Origin of the sequence: Marinomonas ostreistagni, from assembly GCF_016461785.1 — a bacterium.
Lineage (GTDB): Bacteria > Pseudomonadota > Gammaproteobacteria > Pseudomonadales > Marinomonadaceae > Marinomonas > Marinomonas ostreistagni_A.
The window spans coordinates 21,604-48,394 of sequence record NZ_JAEMUH010000018.1; the positions used below are offsets into that span (position 1 = coordinate 21,604).

General features: G+C 45.2%; 23 protein-coding genes. 14 read left to right on the plus strand and 9 right to left on the minus strand.

Annotated features, from left to right (window positions below; all coding sequences use genetic code 11):
- Positions 1-32 precede the first annotated feature (32 nt).
- Complete coding sequence (locus tag JHD44_RS16560) at positions 33-1,073, plus strand: GGDEF domain-containing protein (RefSeq protein ID WP_325097114.1); 1,041 nt, start codon at positions 33-35, stop codon at positions 1,071-1,073.
- Positions 1,074-1,144: 71 nt separating this feature from the next.
- On the opposite strand, the gene JHD44_RS16565 is transcribed toward JHD44_RS16560, so the two are convergent.
- Positions 1,145-2,386: a sugar MFS transporter gene (locus JHD44_RS16565; RefSeq protein ID WP_199463879.1), complete on the minus strand. Its 1,242-nt coding sequence runs from the start codon at positions 2,384-2,386 to the stop codon at positions 1,145-1,147.
- A 224-nt stretch (positions 2,387-2,610) separates the two neighbouring features.
- On the minus strand, positions 2,611-4,995 hold the full coding sequence (locus JHD44_RS16570; protein ID WP_199463880.1) for a methyl-accepting chemotaxis protein: 2,385 nt from the start codon (positions 4,993-4,995) through the stop codon (positions 2,611-2,613).
- Positions 4,996-5,147: 152 nt separating this feature from the next.
- Here JHD44_RS16570 and recJ point away from each other — a divergent pair, with 152 nt between their 5' ends.
- The 9 genes from recJ (at position 5,148) to JHD44_RS16615 (ending at position 15,918) form a co-directional block, all read left to right on the plus strand.
- Complete coding sequence (gene recJ / locus JHD44_RS16575) at positions 5,148-6,878, plus strand: single-stranded-DNA-specific exonuclease RecJ (RefSeq protein WP_199463881.1); 1,731 nt, start codon at positions 5,148-5,150, stop codon at positions 6,876-6,878.
- Positions 6,879-6,992: 114 nt separating this feature from the next.
- Positions 6,993-7,835, plus strand: a complete 843-nt coding sequence (folD, locus tag JHD44_RS16580; protein ID WP_199463882.1) for a bifunctional methylenetetrahydrofolate dehydrogenase/methenyltetrahydrofolate cyclohydrolase FolD — start codon at positions 6,993-6,995, stop codon at positions 7,833-7,835.
- Between the two features lie 99 nt (positions 7,836-7,934).
- Complete coding sequence (locus JHD44_RS16585) at positions 7,935-8,525, plus strand: UPF0149 family protein (protein WP_199463883.1); 591 nt, start codon at positions 7,935-7,937, stop codon at positions 8,523-8,525.
- Between the two features lie 30 nt (positions 8,526-8,555).
- The gene (locus tag JHD44_RS16590; RefSeq protein ID WP_199463884.1) at positions 8,556-9,863 is read left to right on the plus strand and encodes an aminopeptidase P N-terminal domain-containing protein; all 1,308 of its coding nucleotides are present in this window, start codon (positions 8,556-8,558) and stop codon (positions 9,861-9,863) included.
- Positions 9,864-9,887: 24 nt separating this feature from the next.
- Positions 9,888-11,084 (plus strand): UbiH/UbiF/VisC/COQ6 family ubiquinone biosynthesis hydroxylase, encoded by a 1,197-nt coding sequence (locus JHD44_RS16595; RefSeq protein ID WP_199463885.1) that lies wholly within the window; start codon positions 9,888-9,890, stop codon positions 11,082-11,084.
- A gap of 104 nt (positions 11,085-11,188) precedes the next feature.
- Positions 11,189-11,857, plus strand: a complete 669-nt coding sequence (locus tag JHD44_RS16600) for an HDOD domain-containing protein (RefSeq protein WP_199463886.1) — start codon at positions 11,189-11,191, stop codon at positions 11,855-11,857.
- Between the two features lie 205 nt (positions 11,858-12,062).
- Positions 12,063-13,133 (plus strand): Fe(3+) ABC transporter substrate-binding protein, encoded by a 1,071-nt coding sequence (locus JHD44_RS16605; protein WP_199463887.1) that lies wholly within the window; start codon positions 12,063-12,065, stop codon positions 13,131-13,133.
- 27 nt (positions 13,134-13,160) lie between these two features.
- Positions 13,161-14,822 (plus strand): ABC transporter permease, encoded by a 1,662-nt coding sequence (locus JHD44_RS16610; protein ID WP_199463888.1) that lies wholly within the window; start codon positions 13,161-13,163, stop codon positions 14,820-14,822.
- A gap of 16 nt (positions 14,823-14,838) precedes the next feature.
- Positions 14,839-15,918 carry an ABC transporter ATP-binding protein gene (locus JHD44_RS16615; RefSeq protein ID WP_199463889.1) on the plus strand — a complete coding sequence of 360 codons (1,080 nt, stop codon included), beginning with the start codon at positions 14,839-14,841 and terminating at the stop codon, positions 15,916-15,918.
- A gap of 64 nt (positions 15,919-15,982) precedes the next feature.
- Here JHD44_RS16615 and JHD44_RS16620 read toward each other — a convergent pair whose 3' ends face one another.
- Entirely contained in the window at positions 15,983-16,849 is an 867-nt protein-coding gene (locus JHD44_RS16620) for an HDOD domain-containing protein (RefSeq protein ID WP_199463890.1), read from the minus strand.
- Between the two features lie 114 nt (positions 16,850-16,963).
- Between JHD44_RS16620 and JHD44_RS16625 the strand changes: the two genes are divergently transcribed.
- A complete protein-coding gene (locus tag JHD44_RS16625) occupies positions 16,964-18,160 on the plus strand; it encodes a class I SAM-dependent rRNA methyltransferase (RefSeq protein WP_199463891.1) in 1,197 nt (398 codons plus the stop codon).
- Between the two features lie 34 nt (positions 18,161-18,194).
- Here JHD44_RS16625 and JHD44_RS16630 read toward each other — a convergent pair whose 3' ends face one another.
- The 5 genes from JHD44_RS16630 to JHD44_RS16650 form a co-directional block, all read right to left on the minus strand.
- A complete protein-coding gene (locus tag JHD44_RS16630; protein WP_199463892.1) occupies positions 18,195-18,788 on the minus strand; it encodes a Crp/Fnr family transcriptional regulator in 594 nt (197 codons plus the stop codon).
- Positions 18,781-19,686 (minus strand): DMT family transporter, encoded by a 906-nt coding sequence (locus tag JHD44_RS16635; protein WP_233402248.1) that lies wholly within the window; start codon positions 19,684-19,686, stop codon positions 18,781-18,783. The genes JHD44_RS16630 and JHD44_RS16635 overlap by 8 nt, the downstream gene beginning before the upstream one ends.
- 11 nt (positions 19,687-19,697) lie before the next feature.
- Positions 19,698-20,516: an arylamine N-acetyltransferase family protein gene (locus tag JHD44_RS16640; RefSeq protein WP_199463893.1), complete on the minus strand. Its 819-nt coding sequence runs from the start codon at positions 20,514-20,516 to the stop codon at positions 19,698-19,700.
- Between the two features lie 13 nt (positions 20,517-20,529).
- On the minus strand, positions 20,530-21,150 hold the full coding sequence (locus JHD44_RS16645) for a nitroreductase family protein (protein WP_199463894.1): 621 nt from the start codon (positions 21,148-21,150) through the stop codon (positions 20,530-20,532).
- Positions 21,151-21,399: 249 nt separating this feature from the next.
- Positions 21,400-22,065: an HAD family hydrolase gene (locus JHD44_RS16650; protein WP_199463895.1), complete on the minus strand. Its 666-nt coding sequence runs from the start codon at positions 22,063-22,065 to the stop codon at positions 21,400-21,402.
- A 134-nt stretch (positions 22,066-22,199) separates the two neighbouring features.
- On the opposite strand from JHD44_RS16650, the gene JHD44_RS16655 reads away from it, so the two are divergent.
- The 3 genes from JHD44_RS16655 to lgt are packed head-to-tail and all read left to right on the plus strand — an operon-like array spanning position 22,200 to position 25,841.
- A complete protein-coding gene (locus tag JHD44_RS16655) occupies positions 22,200-22,700 on the plus strand; it encodes an RNA pyrophosphohydrolase (protein ID WP_133564939.1) in 501 nt (166 codons plus the stop codon).
- A 31-nt stretch (positions 22,701-22,731) separates the two neighbouring features.
- Positions 22,732-25,020 (plus strand): phosphoenolpyruvate--protein phosphotransferase, encoded by a 2,289-nt coding sequence (gene ptsP, locus JHD44_RS16660; protein WP_199463896.1) that lies wholly within the window; start codon positions 22,732-22,734, stop codon positions 25,018-25,020.
- A gap of 23 nt (positions 25,021-25,043) precedes the next feature.
- A complete protein-coding gene (gene lgt / locus JHD44_RS16665) occupies positions 25,044-25,841 on the plus strand; it encodes a prolipoprotein diacylglyceryl transferase (protein WP_199463897.1) in 798 nt (265 codons plus the stop codon).
- A gap of 75 nt (positions 25,842-25,916) precedes the next feature.
- Here lgt and JHD44_RS16670 read toward each other — a convergent pair whose 3' ends face one another.
- Positions 25,917-26,768 (minus strand): thymidylate synthase, encoded by an 852-nt coding sequence (locus JHD44_RS16670; protein WP_199463898.1) that lies wholly within the window; start codon positions 26,766-26,768, stop codon positions 25,917-25,919.
- Positions 26,769-26,791 lie beyond the last annotated feature (23 nt).

Sequence of the window (26,791 nt, forward strand, 5' to 3'; positions counted from 1 at the left end):
CATGGAGTATTCGATGGAAGCAATGGTTTTCAATGACATTGAATGCTGGGGCTATAAATCATTCTTTTACTAATACCTCTCGAAGAACGTTCATAATCAATTTATTTTGTTTAGTTGGAGTATTATTTACTGCTCCACTAGGCATCTTGTCCTTGTTGAAGGGTAACCTTCTTGTTGGCGTCAGTTTGCTCTGTATTGCTACGATTTATACGCTAAATCATTTGTATTTGCGTAAAACAAACAATTATTTATTTTCAGCTAATGTCATTTTATATCCGCTTTACACTCTAATGTTGTACTTAGTATACAGCGGTGGAGTAAATGGTACGGGTCATGTATGGATTTATTGTATTCCTCCTGTATCACTCTTTCTTCATGGTTTGAAGCGTGGACTGCTTGAAGTTTTTATCTTTATATTGGCATTGGTATATATCCTGTTCTTTATTTCATCTCCATTTGACCAGCTAGGTTATCACCATGATTTGAAGTCCCGTATAGTGTATTCATTTATACTGATTGCTTTCTTATCAACGATCTATGAGTACATTTCATCAAGATTCAATCAATCATTACAAGAGTTGTCGAGTAAGCTTGAGTTAGCTGCAACGACGGACCCTCTGACAAACTTATTAAATCGTCGTGGCTTAGAACAGCAACTAAAAAATAAGGCATGGTATAAGCCGTCTATTTTCTTGCTGGACATAGATCACTTTAAATCAATTAATGATAAGTATGGTCATGAGTATGGTGATGAGTATCTGAAACTTGTGGCTAGAAGTATGACAGGTTTCCTAGTGGGCCGAGAATGTCTTTTGTCTAGATGGGGAGGGGAGGAGTTTTTATTAGTAGTCGATCTGCAAAATGATCATGAAAAGTTTGCTGAATCGGTACGTAATCTAATAGAAAATGCTTCCTTGAAGTTTGATGAGTCCCATGAAATTAGTGCGACGGTCAGTATTGGTATATCTGAACTTGGTGCGACAGAAACGTTTTTGATGGCCGTAGGGCGTGCAGATAAAGCGTTATACGAAGCGAAAAGTCGCGGAAGAAATTGTGTGGTTGCAGCAAAGTAACCATTATAGATTTAGTATCGAAAAGCCTTTGGAGATCACTTCAAAGGCTTTTTTATGTAAACGTCTGTCTGTTAGCGAACTTTTGAACCGATTAGGCCGTAATAAGCAATGTATAAGTAGCAAATCAGAGGTAATACAAATGATACTTGTAGTCCAATATTATCCGCTAAACCGCCTTGCATAACAGGGACAATAGCGCCACCTACAATTGCTAGACACAATAAGCCTGAGCCACGACTAGTGTTTACGCCTAGACCTTTAAGCGCCAAGCTAAAGATGGTTGGGAACATGATTGAATTACAAAGACCAACCAGCAGAATGGAGTACATAGCGACAGAGCCTTCGCTCGCAATCGATAGGGCAATCAGAGCCGCAGATGCAACACTGTTGAATGCCAATAGCTTACCTGCAGCGATTTTCTGCATCAAAATTGCACCAGCAAAGCGGCCAACCATAGCACCACCCCAGTAATAAGCAATGTAATGTGCTGCTTCAGATTCCGGCATGCCTGCAATGTTTTCAAGACCGAAGTAGTTCACTAAGAAACTACCAATCGATACTTCAGCACCAACGTACATGAAGATGGCTACAGCACCTAACACTAGATGGCGAAACTCCATCAGGCTGCTTTGCTCGGTTCCAACTTGAGTGTCTTCTTCCAAGTTTGGGGTAGGCAGTGAAATGCGTGTAAAAATCAGTGCCAATGCGATCAGAGCAACTGCTAGGCCGAAGTAGGGTAAGATAACGCTTTCTGCTTCTTGTGATTTGGTTGCAAATTCTGCTGTCGCTGAGAAAATTAAAATACTACCGATGATTGGAGCAACGGTTGTACCTAGGGAGTTGAATGCCTGCGTCATCGTTAGACGGCTAGAAGCGGTTTCTTCAGGGCCCATAATCGTAACCAAAGGGTTAGCTGCAACTTGAAGAATCGTAATACCCGATGCAAGAACGAAGAGTGCCGTCAGGAAGACCCAATAGACTTGAACTTTGGCAGCACCGATGAATAGCAAGCAGCCTGCCGCCGCAATCATAAGTCCTATCCCTAGACCACGCTGAAAGCCCACTTTTTTGACGAGATTGCCTGCTGGAACCGAGACTAAAAAGTATGCACCAAAGAAACAAAACTGAATCAACATTGCTTGTGTGTAATTCAATGAAAAGACAGATTTCAAGTGTGGGATGAGAATGTCATTCAGTGAGGTGATAAAGCCCCACATAAAGAATAGTGATGTAAGTGCGATCAAGGCAAAGCGTTGTCCTGATGTGCTTTGGCCTGACTGATCTTGGCCTGAAAATGAGGTATGACTGCCCATAAAACCAACCTTTAAACGTTTATAGAGTGGGATTTTTAGTGGGCGTGGATAATAACTGAGGTTGTTTTAAATGAGAGGTAAAAATTAGCGATCGTGTAGTTAAATCCATTAAACGTGCTAAATAATTTGATTTATGTAACGCACCCTTGCGGTGCGTTACAAGTTCTAAAATACTCTAAAGATATATTTTGATGATCCTCTAGGTAACATTTGTCGGCAAAACTTTATTTGTCTTCCCGAATCTCATTGCGCCGTGACATTGATATGTCTTCTGCTGACACTTTGAAACGTTCGAGCTGGTTTGTAATTTTATGCCCTAGCTTCATTACGTCGTTGCCCACTTGTCCTGAGCGTAAACTCTGATCACGGACCTCCTCGAAGCTAGAATTCATTTGTGTATAGCTATCGGTTACTTGCACAAAATTACTCTGCTGAGTATCTATTGATTGGCTGATTTCTCTCACTTTCATAGTGATAGTGTGCATTGCTTCATTAACGCTATCCAGCGATTGAACACTTTCCTGAACTTGGTTGACCGACCGTTCTGCGCTTTGGCCGCTGCTATTCATGAGGTCTGACACACTAGAGGTGCTGTTTTGGATAGCGGAAACCATGGCTGCGACTTCATTGGTGGATTCGCTGGTTTTAGAGGCTAACGTACGAACCTCATCGGCAACGACAGCAAATCCGCGTCCGGCTTCACCTGCACGAGCGGCCTCAATGGCTGCATTTAACGCCAATAGGTTTGTTTGCTCAGCAATGCCATTGATAACATCGATGACTCCAGTGATCTTTTGTGTGTCTTCTTTTAGGGTCTCAAGGGCTCTCATCGCTGCAGTGATGTCATTTGACATAGTTCCTATTGTATCCGCTACACTACTGATTTCACGGCTACTTGAATTCACCTTAATCTCACCGGATTTGGTGGCAGCGTCTACTTCTTTAAGCTCAATAGATACTGCTTCTGATGCTTCATTAGTGCGAGTTAAGAGAGAGTTTAAGTGCTCCGCTTGTGCCTGCTGGTTCTCATTCGCGCTATTGAGCTTGTTGATTACAGATGCTGTGTCCTCTGAAATAGGGATCAATCTAGCGACGGATTTAAGCGCGTTAGAAAGTGTGCTATCAATTTGGGCAATAAAATTATTGATTCCTGAACTGAGTTCTGAAAGCTCGTCTTTGCCGTTAATCGGTAAGCGTTGTGTTAAGTCTCCTTCTCCGCTGGAGAGCTCGTTTACCATATTAATCATGTGCTTAATAGGGCGAGTCAAATACATCGCAACGAGGTAACCAAGTATAGCCCCTACGATTAAGGCTGTGATCGCTGCAATCCATATATTTCTTTGTATGGTATTGGATAACGCTGTGATCGGAGCTAAAGCTTCCTCTTCATGGATTTCTGTAATTAACCCCCACTTCAGCCCTTGTATGAACAATGGCTGGTAAGAAGCTAGAACTTGCTGTCCGAGGTAGTTCATTTCAATAGTATTGCCTGATCTACCGTTCAGAGCTTCTTCGACTGATTGGTGGGTAATATTTAGTAGCCCAATAGTCGTATCGCGTACATCAATTTCTTTTATTTGGCTTGAGTTTACTCCAACTTGGCTGAGTTCAGATAAATACTCTTCCTTACCTTCATACATCTGTCGAACATTACTGCGTAGTTTTTGGTCTGCTCCAATTAAATAGCTCTGGCCTGTCTGGCCTAGCCCATTGTGCTCCCAAGATTTTTCATGGTTGATAACGTCATTGATGCGATCCACAGGCATTTGGAAAATCAGCACAGCAATGAGTGAGTTGCCATCGTAAATTGGCGTGGAGATAAAAGATGCTGGCGCATTATATGAAGGACCGTAAGGAGCAAAATCTGTTAGGTAAGTTTTTCCACGTTCAGCACCATTTAAAGCACTCTTAAATGCTTGTCCAATGCCTGTATTGCTATAAGGCCCTGTTAGAAGGGATGTAGCAAAATCCAATTCCTTAAAAACACTATAAATAATATGCCCAGTTTTTGCTTCAGCAATAAATACGTCATAATAACCAAATGTTTGTTGAAAGTTTCGCATCATCGGATGATAGCGATTATGAACAGCATCGTATGTGGACCCATTGTTAGCGCTGATCATCGAGTCTTTCTCGCCCAAGGGGGCTTTGTTGTCCGAAATATATACTGATTGCAATAAGACTGCTTCAGGGCTTAAAGCGTTTAAGATCGAGCTGGGATTCGAAGATTGCCCTTGATTGAGGCTTTTATACTGTTGCTCAAAGTCATTATCGTAGTAGCTCGCTAAGCTTTTCTTACTATTGCTTAGCTCTGAACTATGCTCGTTCGCATAGCTAAAAAATGCTTGGTTAAATTCTTTACTAGCTTCAATGACCGAAACATTGGCAGCGTAACTGGTTGCTTGGTCTTGGATAAAATCAAAATATGTCGTAATGGACTCTGCTGTCAGATCTGTAATTGCTGTCATACGAGACTGTGCACTTTCTCGAAGAGAGTCTGAGCCTGCCTTTAAAGCATTCTCGCTTAAGATAAACCCCACTATTAAGGTCGGAATAAATGCTAGACAAGTTCCAAGCAGAACTAAGCGAGTTTTTATAGTCAGATTCATTTTACTTCCTTACAAAAAAAATTAAGAATCCAAGTGCATAGACTAAAGACAGAATGTTTCAAGTTACCTTTATAGCGCGAAATTAGGTTGTAAAATTATGTTAATCTTTGTATCAAACCTGATACTTAAATACTTTGTAGAACGTCCGATTCATGCGCATTATTCAAAGATCTATTGATCGTCATCTTGAAAACCTGTTTCCAAAGACATTTCCGAGAACTCTTGCATGCATTTATCAAGCCAGAGGTGTGATAGGGCCAGAGGAGTTAGAGTATAAGCTCGCCAGTTTGGCGCACCCTAAGCAATTTTTTGATATCAACAATGCTGCGACCATATTGGCTGACGCAATAGAACAAGAGAAGCGTATTGTTATTGTCGGTGATTTCGATGCTGATGGTGCCACCTCTACCACTCTGGGTATTCTTGCATTGACTGCAATGGGTGCGGTGGAGCCACAGTACATCGTTCCGAACCGCTTTGAATATGGCTATGGCTTAACGCCTGAAATCGTCACACTCGTGCAAGAGCAAGAAGCGGATGTGTTGGTCACAGTAGACAATGGTATTGCCAGCATCGATGGCGTGGCCGCGGCAAAAGCAGCAGGCATGCAAGTGATTGTGACAGACCATCACTTGCCAGGGGATGTACTGCCCAATGCAGATGCCATTGTGAATCCCAACCATCCTGACTGCCAATTTCCGAGTAAATCGTTAGCAGGCGTTGGTGTGATTTTCTATGTTATGTCTGCTTTAAGAGCTCAGCTTACGCAACGAGGTTGGTTTGAAAGAGCGCACATCCCCCGTCCAAATATGTCCGAATACCTTGATATCGTGGCGCTTGGGACAGTAGCCGATGTGGTACCGTTGGACGCGAACAATCGTATTCTGGTTCAACAGGGACTAGCACGTATTCAAGCAGGTAAAGCTCGTCCAGGCATCCTTGCCTTGTTAGAGCTTGGCGGGCGAGAAGCAAGTCGAGTTAAGGCGACCGATTTAGGCTTTGTCGTGGGGCCACGCTTGAATGCGGCAGGGCGTTTAGATGATATGTCGATCGGCATTGAGTGCCTACTGAGCGAGCAAGCATTTTTAGCACGCTCTTATGCGGAACAGTTAGATCAGCTGAACCGAGAGCGTAAAGCCATTGAGTCGGATATGAAGCAACAAGCCGAGCAATCCTTAGCCTCTATCGAGGAAGTATCGGATTTGCCCTATGGCATGTGCTTTTATCAAGAAGATTGGCATCAAGGGGTTATTGGTATCCTTGCTTCACGGATGAAGGAGAAGTGTCATCGGCCAGTTATTGCCTTTGCAAAAGCGGATGAGGAGACGCTAAAGGGGTCTGCTAGATCGATTCCTGGCGTGCACATTCGTGATGCATTAGACCTGCTGGCCAAGCGTCATCCTGCACTATTATCGAAATTTGGTGGTCATGCAATGGCGGCAGGCATGTCGATTAAAGCCGAGCATTATGAAGCTTTTTCTAAGGCCTTTGATCAGATTATCGAAGAGTGGGTAACGCCAGAGCAGCTTGAGGCTACCGTCTATACCGATGGTGAGCTTGCCCCAGAAGATTTCAGCTTAGAGTTTGCAGAGCAACTTCGCGTGGCGGGGCCATGGGGGCAAGCTTTTCCTGAGCCATGTTTTGATGGAACGTTTGAGGTATTACAGCAAAGAATTGTAGGCGAGAAGCATCTAAAATTGACTTTACGTGAACCTAACAGCGGCATGTTAATTGATGGCATTCATTTCTTTTGTGATTTGTCAGTCTGGCCTAATCAGGCGCAATTGGCGCGATTGGTGTACAAATTAGATATCAATGAGTTCAGGGGGCAGCGCAATTTACAATTAATGGTGGATCATATCTTACCAATGAGCAACGAATGACGAATATTTCCTGAGGTATTTACGTCGATAGGGGCGGCAGGACGAGGATTATAGGATATAATCTGCGTCCCCCATTTAAACCACAGACTTTTTTTATTTTGCAGGAGTTCATTCATGGCTGCACTGGTTCTTGACGGCAAACAATGCGCGAAAGAAACCGAAGAGCGTTTGGCAAAGCAAGTTGCTGAACTAAAAGAGCGTACCGGCGGTACCCCAATTCTAGCGACGATCCTAGTAGGCGCGGATCCAGCTTCAGCGACGTACGTTAAAATGAAAGGCAATGCTTGCCGTCGCGTTGGAATGGACTCACTTGCGATTGAGCTTCCTGAGACAACTACCACAGAAGAGTTGCTAGCGAAGATCGAAGAGCTGAATGCGAATTCTGATGTTCACGGTATTCTGTTACAACATCCGGTGCCTGCTCAGATTGATGAGCGTGCATGCTTTGATGCCATTGCTGCGCACAAAGACGTAGATGGTGTTACATGCCTTGGCTTTGGTCGTATGGCGATGCAAGAGCCAGCATATGGCGCTGCGACGCCAGCCGGTATCATGCGTTTACTTGATGCGTACAACATTGACCTTGCTGGTAAGCATGTAGTCGTTGTCGGCCGTAGCCCAATTTTGGGTAAACCAATGGCAATGATGATGCTGAATGCCAACGCGACCGTCACGATCTGTCACTCTCGTACTCAAAACCTACCTGAGTTTGTAAAACAAGCCGATGTGATTGTTGGCGCAGTGGGTAAGCCAGAGCTTATTAAAGCAGAGTGGATCAAAGACGGTGCTGTTGTTGTCGATGCTGGCTACCATCCAGGTGGTGTTGGTGACATTGAGCTTGCGCCTCTTTATGACCGTGCAGCGGCGATCACACCTGTGCCAGGTGGTGTAGGTCCAATGACGATTAACACCCTGATCCTGCAAACACTTGAGTCTGGCCTGAAACAAATAGGCTAAACTTGTGCCTAAGTAAGTATGACTTATATTAGGTAGATCCATTCAGAGCCGTACCCTAGGGTACGGCTTTATTATTTATTCGAAAAATAAGGTTTTACTATGTCCACAGACATGCTTTTAGATGCATTGGATTTCGATCTTATTGCCGATGTATTCGTAACCGAGTCGATTTCAGCGTCCCCTGCAGAGCTACATGGTCAGCTTTGTGGTTACCTTGCGTCAGGCGTAGGTTTGCCATTAGAAGACTGGCTGACGATGGTTGCAGAGTTCTGCGATATCGAAGGTTGGAAAGAAGAAGCGAGTCGCGCAGCCATTGTTGAGCTGTACCAGTCGACCATCGCGCTGTATCAAAATGGCGAATATGCGTTGGTGCCTTGTATGAGCGATGATGATGCGCCATTAAGTGAACGCGGTACTACTTTATCGCAATGGGCTCATGGATTTTTAGCTGGCTACGGTCTATCCGGTCACAAGCCAAATTTATCCGATGACGCAAAACAGGTGTTACAAGACTTTGCCAACATTTCTGCCATGCAAGCAGACATGCAAGATTTGGAAGAGAATAATGACAATGAGACAGATTTAACCGAATTGGTTGAGTACGTGCGTCTTTCGGCCATGATGTTGTATTCTGAGCACCATTCCATTTCAAATGATAACGATGCCGGTCAAGCACCACTGTTCCACTAATCCTTTAGTGTGACGTAAAAGGAGTAAGCAATGAATTTATCGAAAGCCATTTATCGTGAACGCAGACAGCGTTTGATGAGTCAACTTGGCTCGGAAAATACCGTAGCGATCATACGCTCAGGTGAACTGGTGACACGTAATAACGATTGCGATTATGAGTTTCGACCACATTCTAGCTTCTTTTATTTAACCGGTTATCAAGAACCCAGTGCTGTGCTGTTTATTTTGCCTTCTGGTGTGAGTCACATGGCTGTGCTACCGAAAGATCCAGAGCGTGAACAGTGGGATGGTTTTCGCCATGGCATTACAGGGGCGATGCAGACATTTGGACTGGACCAAGCGGTTGAACTGGATGAGCTGGATGAGCTTGCCTTGGAATTGTTAGATGGTGCTGATCACATCGCACTATTGATCGATGACGAGCCATTGCGTGATCAAGCATTGAATTGGCGCGATCAGCTGGCGGCTCGAGCGCGTCAGGGTGCCGTAGCCCCAAAAGGTCTCATCGATATAAGTGATGCTGTGCACGAAATGCGCTTGATCAAAGATCTTGGTGAGATCGAAATCATGGAGCGTGCCGCGCAGATCAGTGTTGAAGCTCATACCCAAGCCATGAAATCGGTCCATCCAGGGATGATGGAATATCAATTGGAAGCAGAGCTGAATTATGTGTTCATGAAACAAGGTGCGCGAGTGCCAGCCTACAACAACATCGTTGCATCGGGTAAAAATGCCTGCGTTTTGCATTACATCAAAAATGACGAAAAGATCGAAGACGGTGATTTGATCTTGATTGATGCGGGCGGTGAATTAGGTTGCTATGCGTCGGATATTACGCGAACGTTCCCTGCCAACGGTAAATTCAGTGAGCCACAAGCTCAGCTTTATCAAGTGGTATTGGATGCTTACTACGCAGGTCTTGAGCAAATGGTAGTTGGGGCGCCTTATGACGCGTTCCACAATGCCGCAGTGAAAGTGCTGACTGAAGGTCTTGTGGCGCTTGGACTGTTAAATGGCTCAGTCGATGAACTGATTGAGAGCAAGGCGTATCGCGACTTTTACATGCACAATACTGGCCATTGGTTAGGGCTAGATGTTCATGACTGTGGTCGTTATAAGCTAAATGGTGAAGCACGACCTCTTGAGGCTGGCATGGTTGTGACGCTGGAACCTGGCTTGTATGTGAATCCAGATAATGAAAATGTGGATGCGAAATGGCGCGGCATCGGTATTCGTATAGAGGATGACATTCTCATCCAAGAAAACGGCCCATTCGTATTGACCCACGGACTGCCGAAAGAAATTCATGAGATTGAAGCCTTAATGGCTGCGAAGTAACTTATATTTGGGGATTGGATCTGAATGGCCAGAGAATACGATGTAATCATTGTGGGCGCCGGTATGGTCGGCGCATTGACCGCTGTCTTGACGGCTCAAAAAGGGCTAACTGTTGCGTTAATCGACAAACACTCTGGCCGCTACCCCTTGTCCACACCACCTGCTTATGATGCTCGTGTCAGCGCGATTTCAGCTTTATCACAAACGCTTTTAGAGCAAGCAGGGGCTTGGCAACGCATTGCTAAAGAGCGTCTAGCTCCCTATCAGCGTATGGCGGTTTGGGACGGTCTTGGGGATGGTTATGTGGATTTCGACATGCGTTATCAACAGGCTGCCTCATTGGGCCAGCTTGTGGAAAACGCTGCCTTATGTGATGCCCTAATGAAGAGTGTCCATGATACCCGTGGCATTGACCTGTACTTTGACGATGCTGTTGCTTCACATCAGGAACAGGAAAGTGGTGTTGAGGTGGTGTTGGCCTCTGATCGATCGCTTCGAGGAGCGGTACTCATTGCAGCTGACGGAGCGAACTCAAGTCTACGTCAGCAAAATAATGTGGATACCGTTGAATGGGATTATGGCCATCATGCAATCGTTACTACTGTAGAGATCGATGCCGCCCATGAGAACACTGCTTGGCAAGCATTTGGTGAGGAAGGAATTTTGGCATTTTTGCCGATGCCGAGTGTGGCTGACAAGCATTATGTTTCCATTGTCTGGTCAGTGTCTCCAGCCGATGCTGAGCAATTGATGGCGCTTGAAGAAGACGCTTTTTGTCGTCGTCTTACTTACGCTATCAATCGACGCTTTACCGCTTTATCACTCACCGTACCACGTATGGCCATTCCTTTGCGTCAGCGCCATGCAAAACACTATGTCCAACAAGGTTTTGTCTTGATTGGTGATGCAGCCCATACAATTCACCCGTTAGCAGGTCAGGGGGCGAACCTTGGCTTTGCCGATGTTAGTGCATTGGTGCCAATCTTAGTAAAAGCCCATCAGCGTGGCGAAATGCTAGGTGGTCTAAAAATTCTGCGCCGCTACCAGAGAGCACGTATGCTGGATAACATCGCGATGTCCGCTTCTATGGAGGCGTTTAAGCGGGTTTTCACCACGCAACAGCCTGCTGTAGTTCAGCTGCGCAACTTGGGTTTAAAGTTGTGTCATAAATCTCCTTTAATTAAGCAAAAGCTTGTTGCCCATGCCGCGGGTTTGAATTAGTAGATTTACAGATCAACATAATATTCTTAAAAAAACCGTATCGTTTGATGCGGTTTTTTTACGAGTGTCTATAGTTAATGAGTATTCATTGACGAGGATGCACTATGAAACCAGCCGACTTATTAAATCAAGCAGATCAATTACCTAATGTTCCTGAAGTTGTTCGAGAGCTGATCATGGCTTTGGATAATCCTAACGCTAAGTACAGTGAAATCGCTGCTAAAGTCGCCAAAGACCAAACTCTCTCTCTTAAGGTCTTAAGAATTGTCAACTCCGCCTACTTTGGACTTTCTCGAAAAGTAGCTTCGATTGATGAAGCGGTCGTGATGCTCGGTATGGAGCGACTTAAAACGCTTGTTATTGCGTCGGGTTTTGCTGGTAGCGTCAAACAAGTAGAAGGGTTAGACCTTAAACAATTTTGGTCCGAGACTTTTCGGACTGCTGAAATGGCTAAATGGTTGGCTAAACATTCTCCTTTAGTTGACGCAGATACTGCCTTTGCGACAGGGGTTGTGCATAACATTGGTCGGTTGCTGTTACATTTAGCAGAACCAAATCGAGCGAAAGCCGTTCAACAATTGATTCAAGAAAGCAAATCTAGCCGAAGTGCTGCAGAACTTGAACGGTTTGGCTTTACCTCTCAAGATGCTGGTCGTGAGTTACTGATGAAATGGCATTTCCCACAAGAAGTTTGTGATGCACTGGTTCAGTATCGTAAACCAATGAATGATCATTCTAGTCACCTTGCTCAAGTATTGCATCTGGCTGCGTAGTGAATTTTTTAACGTCCTATAAAAGAGAGCTGAGGCTCTCTTTTATACAGTTGTTGAATCCTTTTAAAGAGATAAACTTCTGTTAATGCAAATCAGTACTCGATTGAAAAGCTATGTAAACAAAAACAGTTTTCATTTATAGTATCTCTCTAAGGTAAGCTGTTTCTAGCTTTAAGATTAAGCTTGGTTTTTTAAGGTTGTCACGATGAATGCATTAGCGGATTTCTCGCGCGCGTCAAAGCGCTCATGGCTCAAAGAAAGTGTTACCCTCATGGCTTTAGCGGGCGCGACAATCGCTTCGTCTGTGTCCTATGCAGCAGGCGAAGTAAATGTTTACTCTGCACGAAAAGAAGCGTTGATCGCCCCCGCCCTTGATGCTTTCTCAAAAGCACACGATGTGACGGTTAACTTGGTGACAGGTGATGCGGATGCGTTGTTACGACGTCTTCAAGTGGAGGGTGATGCCAGTCCTGCCGATGTATTTATTACCGTCGATGCCGGGCGTTTATACCGCGCGAAAGACGCAGGTGTGCTGCAATCATTTGAAACGGACGTATTGAACCAAGTGGTTCCGGATAACTTACATGATCGCGATGGTTACTGGTATGGACTGTCTCAACGAGCACGTGTCATTTTTTACAATCCGAAAAAAGTGGATGCTGCAGAGCTTTCTACCTACGAAGCGTTAGCTGATCCAAAATGGAAAGGTCGTATCTGTACTCGATCTTCCTCAAATATCTATAACCAGTCTTTGGTCGCTTCTATGATTGAGGCCGATGGCGCTGAAGCAACGCAAGAATGGTTAAATGGTTTTGTTGGCAACTTAGCTCGCCCTCCGTTTGGTGGTGATACCGATTTGCTAAAAGCTGTTGCTGCTGGCGTTTGTGATATTACGTTAGCAAATACTTACTATTACGGTCGATTAGGGCAAAGTGACAATGCCAAAGATCGTGAAGTATATAACACGGTGGCTTTGTTTTGGCCTAACCAAGCAGAAGGGGAACGCGGCGCTCATGTGAATGTCAGTGGTATTGGTTTAACCGCTTCTGCGACGAATATTGATAATGCTAAGCTTTTAGTTGAATACTTAACCAATCATGAAAGCCAGGTTTGGTATGCAGATGTTAATAACGAATACCCTGTAGTTGAGGGCGTTGCGCCACCAAAAAGCTTGCAACCCTTTGGCGAGTTCAAGGCCGACTCCATGTCATTGAGTGTATTGGGTGATAACAACCGTCAAGCCGTCGAGATGATGGACGCTGCTGGCTGGAAATAATTACATAATAAAAGGGTACATCTGTCCATGTCGACTCTGACCCATGTACACCCTATTTCGCAAAAGCGAAGTAGGGTGTCTTTGTTAAAAATCTCTGCCATTTTTATAGCATTAGTGTTAGCAGTGCCTGTGTTCGTCATCGCTATTAATATCTTTCTAGGTGGTAGTGGTGTTTGGCAGCACTTATACAACACCCTGTTGTTTGACTATGTGTCCAATTCATTGTTGCTCATGCTAGGTGTGACTTTTGGTACATTAGTAATGGGGGTTCCTGCAGCCTGGCTGACCAGTGTTTGTGAGTTTCGTGGTCGAAGCTTGTTCTCTTGGGCATTGCTCTTGCCACTGGCAATGCCAGCCTACATTATTGCCTACACCTATACGGGCTTATTTGACTTTGCTGGTCCAATTCAGACGTTTATTCGCGATACCACAGGGCTTGGTTATGGAGAATATTGGTTTTTTGAAATGCGCTCGCTTGGCGGTGCGATCACTATGCTGTCGCTGGTGTTATACCCCTACGTGTATTTAATGAGTCGAGCTGCATTTCTAGAACAATCAGCTAACACCCTAGAAGTCTGTCGCACTTTGGGCTATTCAGCACCTCAAGCTTTTGTTCGCTTGGCATTACCAATGGCTCGTCCAGCGATTGTAGCTGGTGTGACATTAGCCATGATGGAGACGTTAGCGGATTACGGTACGGTACAGTATTTTGGTGTGACTACTTTCACCACGGGTATTATGCGTACCTTCTATGGATTTGGTGACCTAGCCGCCGCGTCGCAGCTGGCAGGCATTTTACTTTTGTTTGTTGCGGTTTTAATTTTTACAGAGCGCTATTCTCGAAGAAAAATTTCTTATCATGCTTCTGGTTTGAGAAAAGCAAGTCAGCGCAAGGTTGAGTTGCGTGGAGGTTATGGCCTAGCAGCCTGGTTTGCGTGTGCTCTCCCTGTGATTGCTGGGTTTATGATACCCGCTGGCGTGTTGTTGTATTGGGCTGTATTTGAAGCAGAAACCGTTGGCTGGGACTTCATTCAATTATCTTGGAACTCTTTGTACCTTGCTGCTTTGGCGGCGTTAATCGCTGTATCATTGGCGCTGGTGCTCGCATACGCTGGTCGTTTGCACCCTACCAAGGGAGTACAAACCGCTATTGTGACATCTGGGATGGGTTATGCCTTGCCGGGCACTATCATAGCGATTGGCGTCATTGTGCCTTTGGCGTGGATTGATCACCGTATTATTGATTGGTTCAAATATGCCTTTGATCAAAAGGTGGGTTTGTTCTTTTCAGGTACTATTATTGCCTTGTTGTTAGCCTACACTGTGCGCTTTATGGCCGTATCACTCGGTTCTGTGCAAAGTGGTTTGGGGAAAGTAAAACCAAGTATGGATATGGCAGGGCGTTCTTTAGGGTGCTCTCCTGCTCAAGTATTACGCCGAATTCATGTGCCGTTACTACAAAGTTCAGTGTTGACCGCGCTATTAATTGTTTTTGTGGATGTCCTTAAAGAGCTTCCGGCGACACTTATATTACGTCCATTTAATTTTAATACGCTGGCAGTACGTGCTTTTGAACTCGCTTCAGATGAAAGATTAGTGGATGCAGCACCTGCTTCTCTGATGATTGTTGTGGTTGGGCTACTTCCTGTTATTTTATTAAGCCGCTCAATTTCATCCAGTGCGCATTAGGTTATTGGAGAACGACATGACAGCCATGCCACCAAATAAAATGTTGAAAGAACTGAAACTCAATCATATTGCCGTTGGTTACCAAGGTATACCGATTGTTCAGGATGCGAATTTTAGAATCGTACAAGGCGAAATTGGATGCCTACTAGGTCCCAGTGGATGTGGAAAATCAACATTACTTCGTGCCATTGCGGGTTTTGAGCCTTTAATGTCTGGGAACATCTCGTTAGATAATCATGTTCTGTCTTCACCGGAAGAAATGATTAGTCCAGAAAGACGCAGCATCGGCATGGTATTTCAAGATATTGCTTTGTTCCCCCATTTGTCTATCGGTGAAAATATCGCCTTTGGCTTAAAAAATTGGTCTAAGCATGAGGCTAATGCCCGCATTGACTATTTACTGGAGCTTGTTGGTTTAGCTGGGTTTAAAGACCGTTATCCGCATTCTCTTTCTGGTGGGCAGCAACAGCGCGTTGCGTTAGCAAGAGCGATAGCACCTAAACCAAAATTACTTTTAATGGATGAGCCATTCTCTGGACTGGATGCTAAATTGAGAGAAGAGCTTGTGCCTGATATTCGAGCAATTTTGTTGCACGAAAAAGTGAGTGCGATTTTAGTCACCCATGATCAGGCCGAGGCATTTGCTATGGCTGATAAAGTTGCCATTATGGAAGCGGGTAAGATTCTACAGGTTGGAACGCCTTATGAAATCTATCACGAGCCTGTTTCTCGCTTCGTTGCCATGTTTATTGGGCAAGGGGATTTCCTACCTGCAGTTGTCTGTGGTGAGAACTGCGTACATTCTGATCTTGGCGAAATTCAGGGGGATATGGACCACGGCTTTGAATCCGGTGCTAAGGTAGACTTGTTGGTTCGACCTGATGACATACTGCATGACGATGACAGTGAATTTAAAGGACTCATTGTTAGTAAATGGTTTCGCGGTTCTTACTTTTTGTATCGAGTAAAATTACCTTCAGGAAAGGTGATCTACTGTTTTGCGTCATCTCATCATAATCACTCTATTGGGCAAGAAATAGGACTGACAGTTAATTTAGACCATCTTGTTATGTTCCCAACAGAAGTCAAAGCTTAGGTAGAGGTTATAGAATTAAAAAAGAGCGCCGTGGCGCTCTTTTTTAATAAGTAAGAAAGTTCGCTTACATGTTACCTATACCTTGTTCGCGACAGGTGTCGATAATTCCTTCAAAGTCGTATTCAGTCAGTTCAAGATGCTCTAGGGCATGGTGGCCGATCAATTGCCATTCGTAATCCTCAGGAGCTTTACCGAGAAGTTTATAAGTAGCACTGATGTGTTCAGCCATTTTTAAAATAGACATAAATGTTAGATATTTGCTGTCACCAGCGATGCGTTCATTAAACAGCTTTTGCGCTCGGTGATGGTGAGCGATGACATAACAGCATGCTTTGGGTAAAGCCCATGATTTTGCCAAGTAGTAGCCTACAACTGAATGGTTGGTTCGAAAGGCTTTGTTTTCCATGTCAGTCAGTTCGAAATCGTAAGTTTGGTAACCTTGCTCTAGAACAGATTTATAACCATCAAAGCGACTCATCATGAGTGGGACGCCTGCATTATGGAATAGACCTAATGCATAGCACTCGTCTTGATATTTAAAGCCTATTTGATTGGCAATGCTAGAACACACGGAGGCAACATCCATGGCGTTGTCCCAGAAGTTGTGTAGCTCTTCAATGGCACCGTCAGAGAGCTCACTTTTCACGGCTAAACCGTTCACGATATTGGAGATGGAATTAATGCCCAGCATCATCACGGCTTGTTGAATAGAAGAAATTTTTCTTGGTAAGCCATAGTAGGCCGAGTTAACAAATTTAAGTACCGCTGCTGACAAGCCGACGTCTTGAGAAATGATTTGAGCAATTCGGCCCATATCAGGCTCTGGCATTGCTTGCTCCATGTGTAGGTCTACCATGACCTGGGGCTGTGGTGGGATAGATATGCCCTGTAGAACTCGTTTGAGTTGTTCGTCATTTAGACCCGTAGACATCAAAACCTCTGTGCAAATTTTGGCGGTTGAAAATGTGTCGAATTACATCACTAACGTAGCAATCAGAAACTGAACATTTATAATAGCGTTTTTTACGTAACTTTGGTGAGTACTTTGAGTGTAATTCGGTTAAAAGGGCAAGCAGATAGAAGACTTCGTGCCGGCCATCAGTGGATTTATAGCAATGAAGTGAATACAGATGCGACGCCTTTAAAGCAATTCAATGCGGGAGATCAAGTAATTGTCGAAACGGCTCATGGAAAGCCATTAGGCGTTGCCATGATCAACCCTAATACGCTGATCTGTGGTCGCTTAATTAGCCGAAGTACTGATACAGTTTTAAATAAATCCACTATTGTTCACCGCTTAAAGATCGCATTGTCTTTGCGTGACAGTGTTTACCCTGAGCCTTACTACCGTTTGGTGTTTGGTGATTCTGACGGGCTATCTGGATTAGTAGTAGACCGTTTTGCCGATATCTTAGTCGTGCAAATTTCTACTGCGGGCATCGAGCGTGTTAAGCATGAAGTGATCGAAGCGCTACAGGAAGTCGTTAAGCCAAGTGCGATCTTGATGAAAAATGATGGCAAGATGCGTAACGTAGAAGGCTTAGATACTTATGTTGAAGAAGTTTTCGGGCATGTGCCGGAAGTGGTTTACCTAAAAGAAAACGATGTCTTGTTCCAAGCACCGGTTTGGGATGGTCAGAAAACGGGTTGGTTCTACGATCACCGTGAAAACCGCAAAACCATGCAGACCTTTTGTTCAGGTAAGAAAGTACTAGACGTATTTTCTTATGTAGGCGGTTGGGGCGTGCAAGCGGCAGCGGCTGGTGCGACAGAAGTAACATTCATTGATGCCTCTGAAGCCGCACTCGATCATGTGGATGCAAACCTGGCGTTGAACCAGTATGAAGGTGAGTCCAATCTTATGCAGGGTGACGCCTTTGAAGCGATGAACGCTCTGATTGAAGAGAAACAGCGCTTTGATGTTGTGGTTATGGACCCGCCAGCGTTTATTGCTCGTCGTAAAGACATTAAAGCCGGAGAAGGTGCCTACCACCGTGCTAACCAGCTAGCCATGCGTCTGGTGGCGAAAGGCGGTATTTTGGTGTCGGGTTCTTGCTCAATGCACCTTGAGACGGGCCGTTTACACGATATCGTGCGTAGTAATAGTCGTCAGCTAGAACGCTTCTCGCAATTGATTTACCGCGGTACGCAAGCGCCGGATCATCCGGTTCACCCAGCGATTCCAGAAACAGAATACTTAAAAGCACTGTTTTATCGAGTGCATAATAATATGGGCCTGTAAGATCCTAAAAAAACGCAGCTACGGCTGCGTTTTTTTATTGCTCGTCGTTTTTTAATTGCGTACGAATACGGCTTAAAGCAATGGGAGTAATACCAATATAAGAGGCTATCTGCTGCTTTGGGAGCGTTTCCATTAGCTCGGAAAAATCACGACAAAAGTCCAAATAACGTTGTGTTGCGGAATGTTTTACCATTGCATGTTCTTTTTGCTCTTTGCTAATGAAAATGCTTTCTAAAAAGCGTACGTAAGCTTGAGTGAAAGCCAAATCCTGGCTCATTTGCTGGTAAAACAATTGCCAATGAAAAGATAGCGCCACACTGGTTGTTAAGGCTTCGATGCTAAATAACGCTGGCCGCGCTAGGGTCAGTGCTTGGGTTGAGCCAACCAGTCTAGGCGCCTTAGTTAACGTCTGAGTGTATTCTTTACCACTCTCAGACAGGCTGTAGTAACGTACTAAGCCGCTACCAAGAAAGAACATCCTATCACTGAGCTCACCTTGTTTGAGTAAACACTCGCCTTTATTGAGAACATGTACCTTTGGCTCGATCTTGCACCTCTCCCAATCTATACCTGCTTGGTATTGATCAAAGAAGTGCCTCAGCTGTTGCATTAAAAACTGTTTATCCATTAGACGATTCCATTTGCAGGTTTTTACGGCTATCGATCATAAAAAGAGCGACTAAGACCATACCGGAACCGATAATAAAGCCATAGGACAGAATCTCGGAGGGATGTTGAAGGGCTTGATATACAGCCACCCATATTGGCACGGTATAGCTAAAGGCCAGTAAGCGGGAAGCCCCGCCAAACCTTATAATCACTTGTTGTAAAACAAACGTGAGTAAAGTGGTAAACAAGGTTAAATAAACTATGATCCACCAAAACTTAGGCGCATGCCAAGCGACATTGGATAACTCTCCCCACAGAAGTGTGATTGGAATAAGCCAAGCACAGCCAAAAAACATGATGCGAAAGGCACCGATAAAGGCGCCAACGTCTCCTCCCCAGCGCTGAACGCTAACAACGTGCAAAGCCAGCAATGTACAGGCAATAAAATAAATGCCATCGCCTAGATGCCAATTAAGAGTCCCTTCTCGCGTAAAGACTAGGACACAGATGGCGCCTGCCGAGCCCACAATATAGCCCAGCCAATGTCGCCAAGACGTTCTTTTACCAAAAGCCGACATGAGGATAGCCCCAAGCAGTGGTACTAAGGTATACATCACTGAGGTATTCAATGACGTTGTGGTTTTCAGTGCACTAAATAGTCCAATAAAAAAGCCCACTAATGCACCACTGATCAATAGATATTTCAGGGTTAAAGAGGTAGATCTAAGTACGTTGTTGAGGGAATGTTCCGGCTGTTTGGGTAACCAATAATAAATGGGCGTCATCAGCATCAATGCCATCAGGAAGCGTAACCCTGTCGCCGCAAGTGGTGAAGCATAGGGCGTCACGTAAGCGGAGACTATGAATGACGAAGCCATTAGCCATGCCCAAACTATGGCTGCAAGAATCGATTGCAAACCGCACCTCCTTATATTTTCGAATGATCGATTTTAGGTACAATGAAATGCTCAAATAAATATTCACAGACTGCTTGTTCAACTGTTAGCTGAAAGAGGTTTGTCAGAGCCTCAAACAGAGCTTTTGATGACTCAATGAACTCTATATTAGTGCCTGATGCGGAGCTGTATTTTAGGCGTTGATTGGCGATGGATATGGCGTTGGTAGATGTTTTCTTACTGACGACCAAATTGTTATTAAACACAGCGTTTGGGTGTTTATGAGAGTAAAAGTGCCCCAACTCGCAATCCGCATCACTGTACTGGGCTAAGTCGAAGCGATACAGCAAAAAAGGACCATCTTCATGACATTGCCAAAGCTCATACTCACCGCGATCGTTTTTCTGAATTTGATAGTGTTCAAATCCTGCTTGCTGTGGCAGTGGGTTATCCAAGTTAATGGGGGACGTCGGGCACGCTGCGCCAAAGCCCACATCGATTAAGTAACGTTGTTGGTTTAGCTCTACCAGAGTAATGCGGTGGGTTCTCGGTACGGGCCGTTCGTTGTTATTGATGACTCGAGCCAGCAGCAAACGGACATTGTACCCCCAATGAGACAAGGCTTCATAGGCAAGTTTATTGTGTTCAAAGCAATAGCCACCCGCACCACGAAGTACCACTTTATTAAAGAGCACAGGCAAGTCGAGCGGGATATCTTGGCACAGAACAACGGCCAAATTATTAAACGTGAAGCGCTCGATGTGCTGTATCGTAAAAGCGTTTAAAAAGGCCAAGCTTGGCTCCCTTGGCGCACTAAGCTCAAGGGCTTCTAGGTATTGATTGAAGATCATCTAAACATCACTCCTATGCAAAAAAATGCGCGAAGTCTTCGAGGGGAAGACGAACTTTGGTGGGTGTTGCCATCTCTTCTCGATAGCCAATAGCGCAGATAACACATGCGTTTAGGTGTTTCTCGGATAAACCTAGGATGCGATTAAATGCATCTGGCTCAAATCCCGTCATGGGGCAAGCGTCTATTTTTTGCATTGCTGCTTCGCTCAAAAGAGCGCCTAGAGCAATATACGCCTGTTGTTGTGCCCAAGATTGTCGTTGTTGATAAGTCTGACTCGCAATGGCTGATTTGATATGGTCGGCGTAGCCCTCAATACTTCCAGCAGCTGTATTTGTTTGTTGATAGAAATGTTGGAAGTAGCGGTCGACAATTTGATCATCAATTTGCGTCTCATTCGCTATGATTAATAAGTGGGAACTTTGTCTTATCTGAGGTTGCTGGTAGGCGTGCTCCGCCAATTTTTCTCGGATAACCTTGTCTTCTACTACCCATATTTTGTAAGGCTGTAAGCCATAAGATGAAGCGCAAAGGCGAGCTGCTTCGATGAGGTCAAGGAGTTGGTCTTGAGGTACTTTGCGATCGGAAAAGTGTTTTGGGGAGTAGCGCCATTGTAAAGCTGGAAGAGTGCTCATTATAAAATCCTGTGATGAGTGTGTTGAATCATCACTGTAATGTGCTCTCAAGGATGCGTAATTAACCTAGGTTTATTCATTTGCTTTTAACAATTTTAATAGAGGGAGAGATGAACAAATACTCAGTGTGCAGCATTGCTGAAAATGGGATGAGGGGCTGCGAAATATAGATAGTTTGGAGCAGGGATAACAGCGGGCTTGAAACGTGAGCGAACCGAAGCGCGCTAGCGCCTCGGTATATGTCGTGCCTTACATAGAGTTTCCACGTAAGGAAATATGCGGCCAGCCGCGCTCCTTGGCGATATCGGTCAGTGTTGGGTCAGCATCCACGGCAATAGGGTGGTCGACTAACTCAAGCAGTGGCAAATCATTTCGTGAGTCACTGTAGAAGTAGCTACCTTCCATAGAGTGCCCCGTTTCTTTCAGCCAATCGTTAAGACGTGTCACCTTGCCTTCTTGGAAGCTTGGAATGCCCACTACATTGCCTGTGTACTCATCGTTAATGACTTCTGGCACAGGCGCAATAATGTGATCCATACCCAGTGTTTCAGCAATAGGGCCTGTAACAAATTGGTTAGTTGCCGTGATCAATAGCAGGAAGTGGCCTTGATCCTTATGATGCTTCAATAGCTTGGTGGCTTCCTCTTGCATCATTGGGCGCACTTTTGTGTCCATAAATTCTGCATGAAGCGCATCGCGCTCCGTTTTGCTAAAACGTGTCAGAGGTTTAAGGCTAAACGCAAGGTATTCAAAAATGTCCAGAATGCCCGCTTGGTATTGTTCAAAGAAACGATCGTTTGCTTCTTTGTATTCCTTGACGTCTACAAGGCCTTTCTCGACAAGAAATTGTCCCCAGTTGTAGTCGCTGTCGCCGCTTAGTAGCGTGCCATCTAAGTCAAAAATTGCCAGTGTCACAGCATCACCTATTGATTGTATTGTGTTGCACAGTATAGCGATGGCATTGACAAATAACACCCCGATTAATTGTGTGGAACACCGAATTATGGAACAATGATGAGCATTAGATTTTAGTTATAAGGTGAGAGCTCGTGATTGATGCAGACGGATACAGACCGAATGTTGGCATCATCCTCATGAACGAGCGTGGCCAGCTTCTTTGGGCGAGGCGTGTTGGACAAAACGCGTGGCAATTCCCCCAAGGCGGCATAAAAGCGGATGAAACCCCTGAAGAGGCGTTGTACCGAGAGCTTAAGGAAGAGGTGGGACTAGAACCCCATCAAGTTGAGATTGTTGGTAGAACGCGAGGGTGGTTACGTTACCGTTTACCGAAGCGAATGCTTCGCCATAATAGCAAACCCCTGTGTATTGGACAGAAACAGAAATGGTTTTTGCTATCCATTCGCTGCGCTGACGCGTGCGTGTGTGTTGATGGTACAGATTGCCCTGAATTTGATGGGTGGCGCTGGGTAAGTTATTGGTATCCGTTGGGCCAGGTCGTAGCGTTCAAAAAGGATGTTTATCGCCGTGCACTTAAGGAGTTAGTCCCTAATGCACATCGATGGCTAAAGCGTAGGAACAAGCCTGCATAAGCTTAGTCCTGCTCAAGAAAGTAGAGGATTTATGTTAAGTTTATTGAGACGAATCACTCAAGAGGTTACGGCAGCACAGTCATTGCAGGCTGCGCTGGACATCATCGTACGACGTGTAAGACGTGCGATGCGCTCTGAAGTATGCTCAATCTACTTAGTGGATCCCAACACACAAGATTATATCTTAATGGCGACCCGCGGTTTAAACGCTGATGCTGCGGGCAAGCTCAGCTTGAAATCGGATGAAGGCCTAGTCAGTTTGGTTGGGCGCCGTGCTGAGCCTGTGAACCTAGAGGATGCGCATATTCACCCAGCGTTCCACTATTTAAGTGGTACCGGCGAAGAGCGTTACAAATCCTTCCTAGGTGTACCGATTATTCACCACCGTCAGGTACTTGGCGTATTGGTGGTTCAGCACGAAGAGCGCCGTCGCTTTGATGAAGGTGAAGAAGCCTTTCTAATCACGTTGTCAGCACAGCTGGCGGGTGTAATCGCTCATGCTGAGGCGACAGGGGCGATGATGTCCCTAACGCCTAATACGCCGCCTCCAGGTTCAGACTTTCGCTACAAAGGTATTGCTGGAAGCTCCGGTGTTGCTATCGGCAAAGCGGTGGTTATTTTCCCTCCCGCAGATTTAGATGTGATTCCTGATCGTATTCCTCAGAGTACCGAATCTGAAGTGGAAGACTTTTACCAAGCTTTAGAGGCGGTCCGTAGTGACATTAAAAAAGTCAGTAGTCGTTTAAGTCAGCACATCAGCAATGACGAGAAAGCCTTGTTTGATGTGTACTTGAAAATCCTCGATGACAATTCATTGGCCGCTGAAATTGTTAGAAAAATCGAAGAAGGTAACTGGGCTCCTGGTGCACTTCGTCAAGTGATTAAGCTACATATTTCCTTTTTCGAACAAATGGAAGATCCGTATCTCCGTGAGCGTGCATCAGATATTCGTGATCTAGGTCGTCGTATACTGTCCCACTTACAAGAGAAAACGCCAAGCGTCACAGAAGACCTGACAGAACCTGTTATTTTAGTGAGTGAGGAATTAACAGCCTCGATGCTAGGTGAGTTCCCTTTGGATAAAGTAAAAGGCTTGGTGTCTGTTATGGGGTCCAGCAGTTCTCACGTGGCAATTTTGGCACGTGCAATGGGGATCCCTACTGTCATGGGGGCGGTCGATTTACCGTATAGCAAGCTCGATAAGATCGATATGATCGTCGATGGCTATTCTGGTCAGATTTTTACTTACCCTTCAGAGGCTATCATCGACAGCTATCAGCAGATTGTCGATGAAGAACGCCAATTAGAAAGTGAGTACGAACAGCTTAAAGACCTGCCTTGTGAGACATTAGATGGCCAGCGTATAGGCTTGTATGTAAATACAGGCTTGCTTGCGGATATTAATCGCTCTCTAGATCGTGGTGCAGAAGGTGTCGGGCTTTACCGCACCGAAGTACCGTTTATGATCCGTGATCGTTTTCCAACCGAAGCGGAGCAGGAACAAATATATCGTCAGCAATTAGAAGGCTTTGCTCCAGCCCCAGTAACGATTCGTACGTTAGATGTAGGTGGAGATAAGGCGCTGCCTTACTTCCCCATTAACGAAGAAAACCCATTCCTAGGATGGCGTGGTATTCGTGTCACACTGGACCATCTTGAAATTTTCATGGCGCAGATTCGTGCCATGATTAAAGCTAGTGCTGGCTTACACAACCTTAAAATCATGTTGCCAATGATTTCCAACGTGGCAGAAGTAGAAGAAGCGTTGGCTTTGATACGCCGCGCCTACGCTGAAGTCAAAGAGGAAGGTTATGATGTGGTGATGCCGTTGGTTGGCGTCATGATCGAAGTGCCAAGTGCTGTGTATCAAGCCAAGGAGCTTGCTGGCATGGTCGACTTCATGTCGGTGGGCAGTAACGACTTGACTCAATATTTGCTAGCGGTGGATCGAAATAATTCGCGTGTGGCAAACTTATACCATACCTTCCATCCAGCGGTGCTACGTGCTTTATCTGACATTGTCGAGCGCACCAAAGGAGAAGGGGTGAAGCTCAGCGTATGTGGTGAGATGGCCGGTGATCCGCTTGGTGCCATTTTGATCATGGCGATGGGGTATGACACCCTTTCTATGAGTTCAACAAGCTTACCGAAAGTGAAAGCAGTACTGCGTAAACTGACCATGGAGCAGGCGCAAGATATGCTTCGGCAGGTACTACCGTTAGTGCATTCCGATGCAGTACGTCAGACGATGATGAAACTTGCCAGAGAAGCTGGTGTCGAACGCTTGATTCGCCCGTCGAAGACGGCTGCTCTTCAATAACCTAACCAATAACTAGACTTTTTATGATTGCCTATCCAAATATCGATCCGGTAGCGGTATCGCTCGGTCCTATTGCCATTCATTGGTACGGCCTGATGTATTTAATTGGCTTTGTTTCGGCCTATTACCTAGGCGTCTATCGCGCTAGGCGTTCCAATGGTTTGTGGACGCCAGAGCAAGTCAGTGACATGATTTTCTTTGGCGCGGTGGGGGTCATCCTTGGTGGTCGCATCGGCTATATTCTGTTTTATCAGTTCCCTTCCTTTATTGATAATCCTTTGGTGTTGTTCCGTATCTGGGAAGGTGGGATGTCATTCCACGGTGGGCTATTAGGGGTGATTGCCGCCATGTGGTGGTTTTCTCGTAAAACCCAAAAGCACATCATCGACATATTGGACTTTGGCGCACCCTTTGTTCCGATTGGTCTAGGGCTTGGACGTCTTGGCAACTTTATCGGTGCTGAACTTTGGGGGAAGCCGACCGATGTGTCTTGGGCAATGATCTTCCCTACGGATCCGCTTCAGCTAGCTCGTCACCCGTCTCAGCTCTATCAATTTGCGCTAGAAGGTGTCGCTCTGTTTACGATACTTTGGTTTTTCTCACAGAAATCAAAACCACGTTACTGTGTATCAGGCATGTTCTTATTGTTCTACGGCATTTTCCGAATTCTGGTGGAATTCGTGCGAGAGCCGGACCCGCAACTGGGGTACATCGCGTTTGGTTGGCTAACCCAAGGTCAGATCCTTTCGACTCCGATGGTACTATTAGGTATTGCACTTGTGGTGTTTGGTTTCAAAATGCAACGTTATCCACAAAAGTAAAAGGCTTTACCTGTCTCGAAAACAACAACGCCGTATCATTGATACGGCGTTGTTGTTTCTAGCAGGGCGTAACGGTTAGACCGTAAAAGGGTAAGCGATGGGGTCATGAAACTCATAGCCTTCTAGCTCGAAGTCATCCAATGTTACCCATGTTTCTAAGTCTTCTAGCGATTTGATAGCCGGATTGATTTTAAATGTTGGCACCGCGAGTGGCTCGCGCTTAAGCTGAACATCGCGCATTAGCTCCAGCTGATCTTCATAGATATGCGCATTAACAATCTTATGGTAGGCCTTGCCTGGTTTCTTTCCTGTGATTTGCGCCATGATGGCCAGCAAGAAATACACTTGTACCATATTGAAGTTAAGCCCTAACGGCACGTCACAGCTACGCTGAGTACTGTTCAGGTACAAGGTGTCACCCAGTAGGGAAAAGTGATGACTGTACATGCAAGGGCGTAGACACGCCATATGCAGTGCGCCGGGATGGTAGAAGGTGAATATCTCCCCTCGGTTATCTACACCCTTTGATAAATCGTCCACAATTTGGCGTAATTGATCGATCGTGCCACCATCTGGTTTCGGGAAGTTACGACCAATTGCACCATAGCAAAGACCCATATCGTCTTCGCCTTTGCGGTAAGGGTTATTTAGCCACGCTTGATTTTCATTGGCATTGGCATCCCAAGTTTTGGTGCCCAGTGCTCGGAAGTCTGCTGCGTTATCATAGCCGCGTAAATAGCCCATCATTTCGGCAATTGCAGATTTCCAGTAGCTTTTTCGAGTCGTGACTAATGGGAATTCACCAGCACCGACATCATAGGTTAGGTCAGCGTTAATCACGGTTAGGCAGCGTTTGCCTGTGCGTTCGTTTGCTACCCATTCGCCTTCATCAATAATGCGACGACAAAGATCTAAATATTGTTTCATGCAATTGAGTCCATGGTCGGTAT

Excerpts from the sequence above, each read along its gene's own strand:
- JHD44_RS16560 (WP_325097114.1), top strand. The coding sequence starts at position 33 with ATGACATTGAATGCTGGGGCTATAAATCATTCTTTTACTAATACCTCT.
- JHD44_RS16565 (WP_199463879.1), bottom strand. The coding sequence starts at position 2,386 with ATGGGCAGTCATACCTCATTTTCAGGCCAAGATCAGTCAGGCCAAAGC.
- JHD44_RS16570 (WP_199463880.1), bottom strand. The coding sequence starts at position 4,995 with ATGAATCTGACTATAAAAACTCGCTTAGTTCTGCTTGGAACTTGTCTA.
- recJ (WP_199463881.1), top strand. The coding sequence starts at position 5,148 with ATGCGCATTATTCAAAGATCTATTGATCGTCATCTTGAAAACCTGTTT.
- folD (WP_199463882.1), top strand. The coding sequence starts at position 6,993 with ATGGCTGCACTGGTTCTTGACGGCAAACAATGCGCGAAAGAAACCGAA.
- JHD44_RS16585 (WP_199463883.1), top strand. The coding sequence starts at position 7,935 with ATGTCCACAGACATGCTTTTAGATGCATTGGATTTCGATCTTATTGCC.
- JHD44_RS16590 (WP_199463884.1), top strand. The coding sequence starts at position 8,556 with ATGAATTTATCGAAAGCCATTTATCGTGAACGCAGACAGCGTTTGATG.
- JHD44_RS16595 (WP_199463885.1), top strand. The coding sequence starts at position 9,888 with ATGGCCAGAGAATACGATGTAATCATTGTGGGCGCCGGTATGGTCGGC.
- JHD44_RS16600 (WP_199463886.1), top strand. The coding sequence starts at position 11,189 with ATGAAACCAGCCGACTTATTAAATCAAGCAGATCAATTACCTAATGTT.
- JHD44_RS16605 (WP_199463887.1), top strand. The coding sequence starts at position 12,063 with ATGAATGCATTAGCGGATTTCTCGCGCGCGTCAAAGCGCTCATGGCTC.
- JHD44_RS16610 (WP_199463888.1), top strand. The coding sequence starts at position 13,161 with ATGTCGACTCTGACCCATGTACACCCTATTTCGCAAAAGCGAAGTAGG.
- JHD44_RS16615 (WP_199463889.1), top strand. The coding sequence starts at position 14,839 with ATGACAGCCATGCCACCAAATAAAATGTTGAAAGAACTGAAACTCAAT.
- JHD44_RS16620 (WP_199463890.1), bottom strand. The coding sequence starts at position 16,849 with ATGTCTACGGGTCTAAATGACGAACAACTCAAACGAGTTCTACAGGGC.
- JHD44_RS16630 (WP_199463892.1), bottom strand. The coding sequence starts at position 18,788 with ATGGATAAACAGTTTTTAATGCAACAGCTGAGGCACTTCTTTGATCAA.
- JHD44_RS16640 (WP_199463893.1), bottom strand. The coding sequence starts at position 20,516 with ATGATCTTCAATCAATACCTAGAAGCCCTTGAGCTTAGTGCGCCAAGG.
- JHD44_RS16645 (WP_199463894.1), bottom strand. The coding sequence starts at position 21,150 with ATGAGCACTCTTCCAGCTTTACAATGGCGCTACTCCCCAAAACACTTT.
- ptsP (WP_199463896.1), top strand. The coding sequence starts at position 22,732 with ATGTTAAGTTTATTGAGACGAATCACTCAAGAGGTTACGGCAGCACAG.
- lgt (WP_199463897.1), top strand. The coding sequence starts at position 25,044 with ATGATTGCCTATCCAAATATCGATCCGGTAGCGGTATCGCTCGGTCCT.
- JHD44_RS16670 (WP_199463898.1), bottom strand. The coding sequence starts at position 26,768 with ATGAAACAATATTTAGATCTTTGTCGTCGCATTATTGATGAAGGCGAA.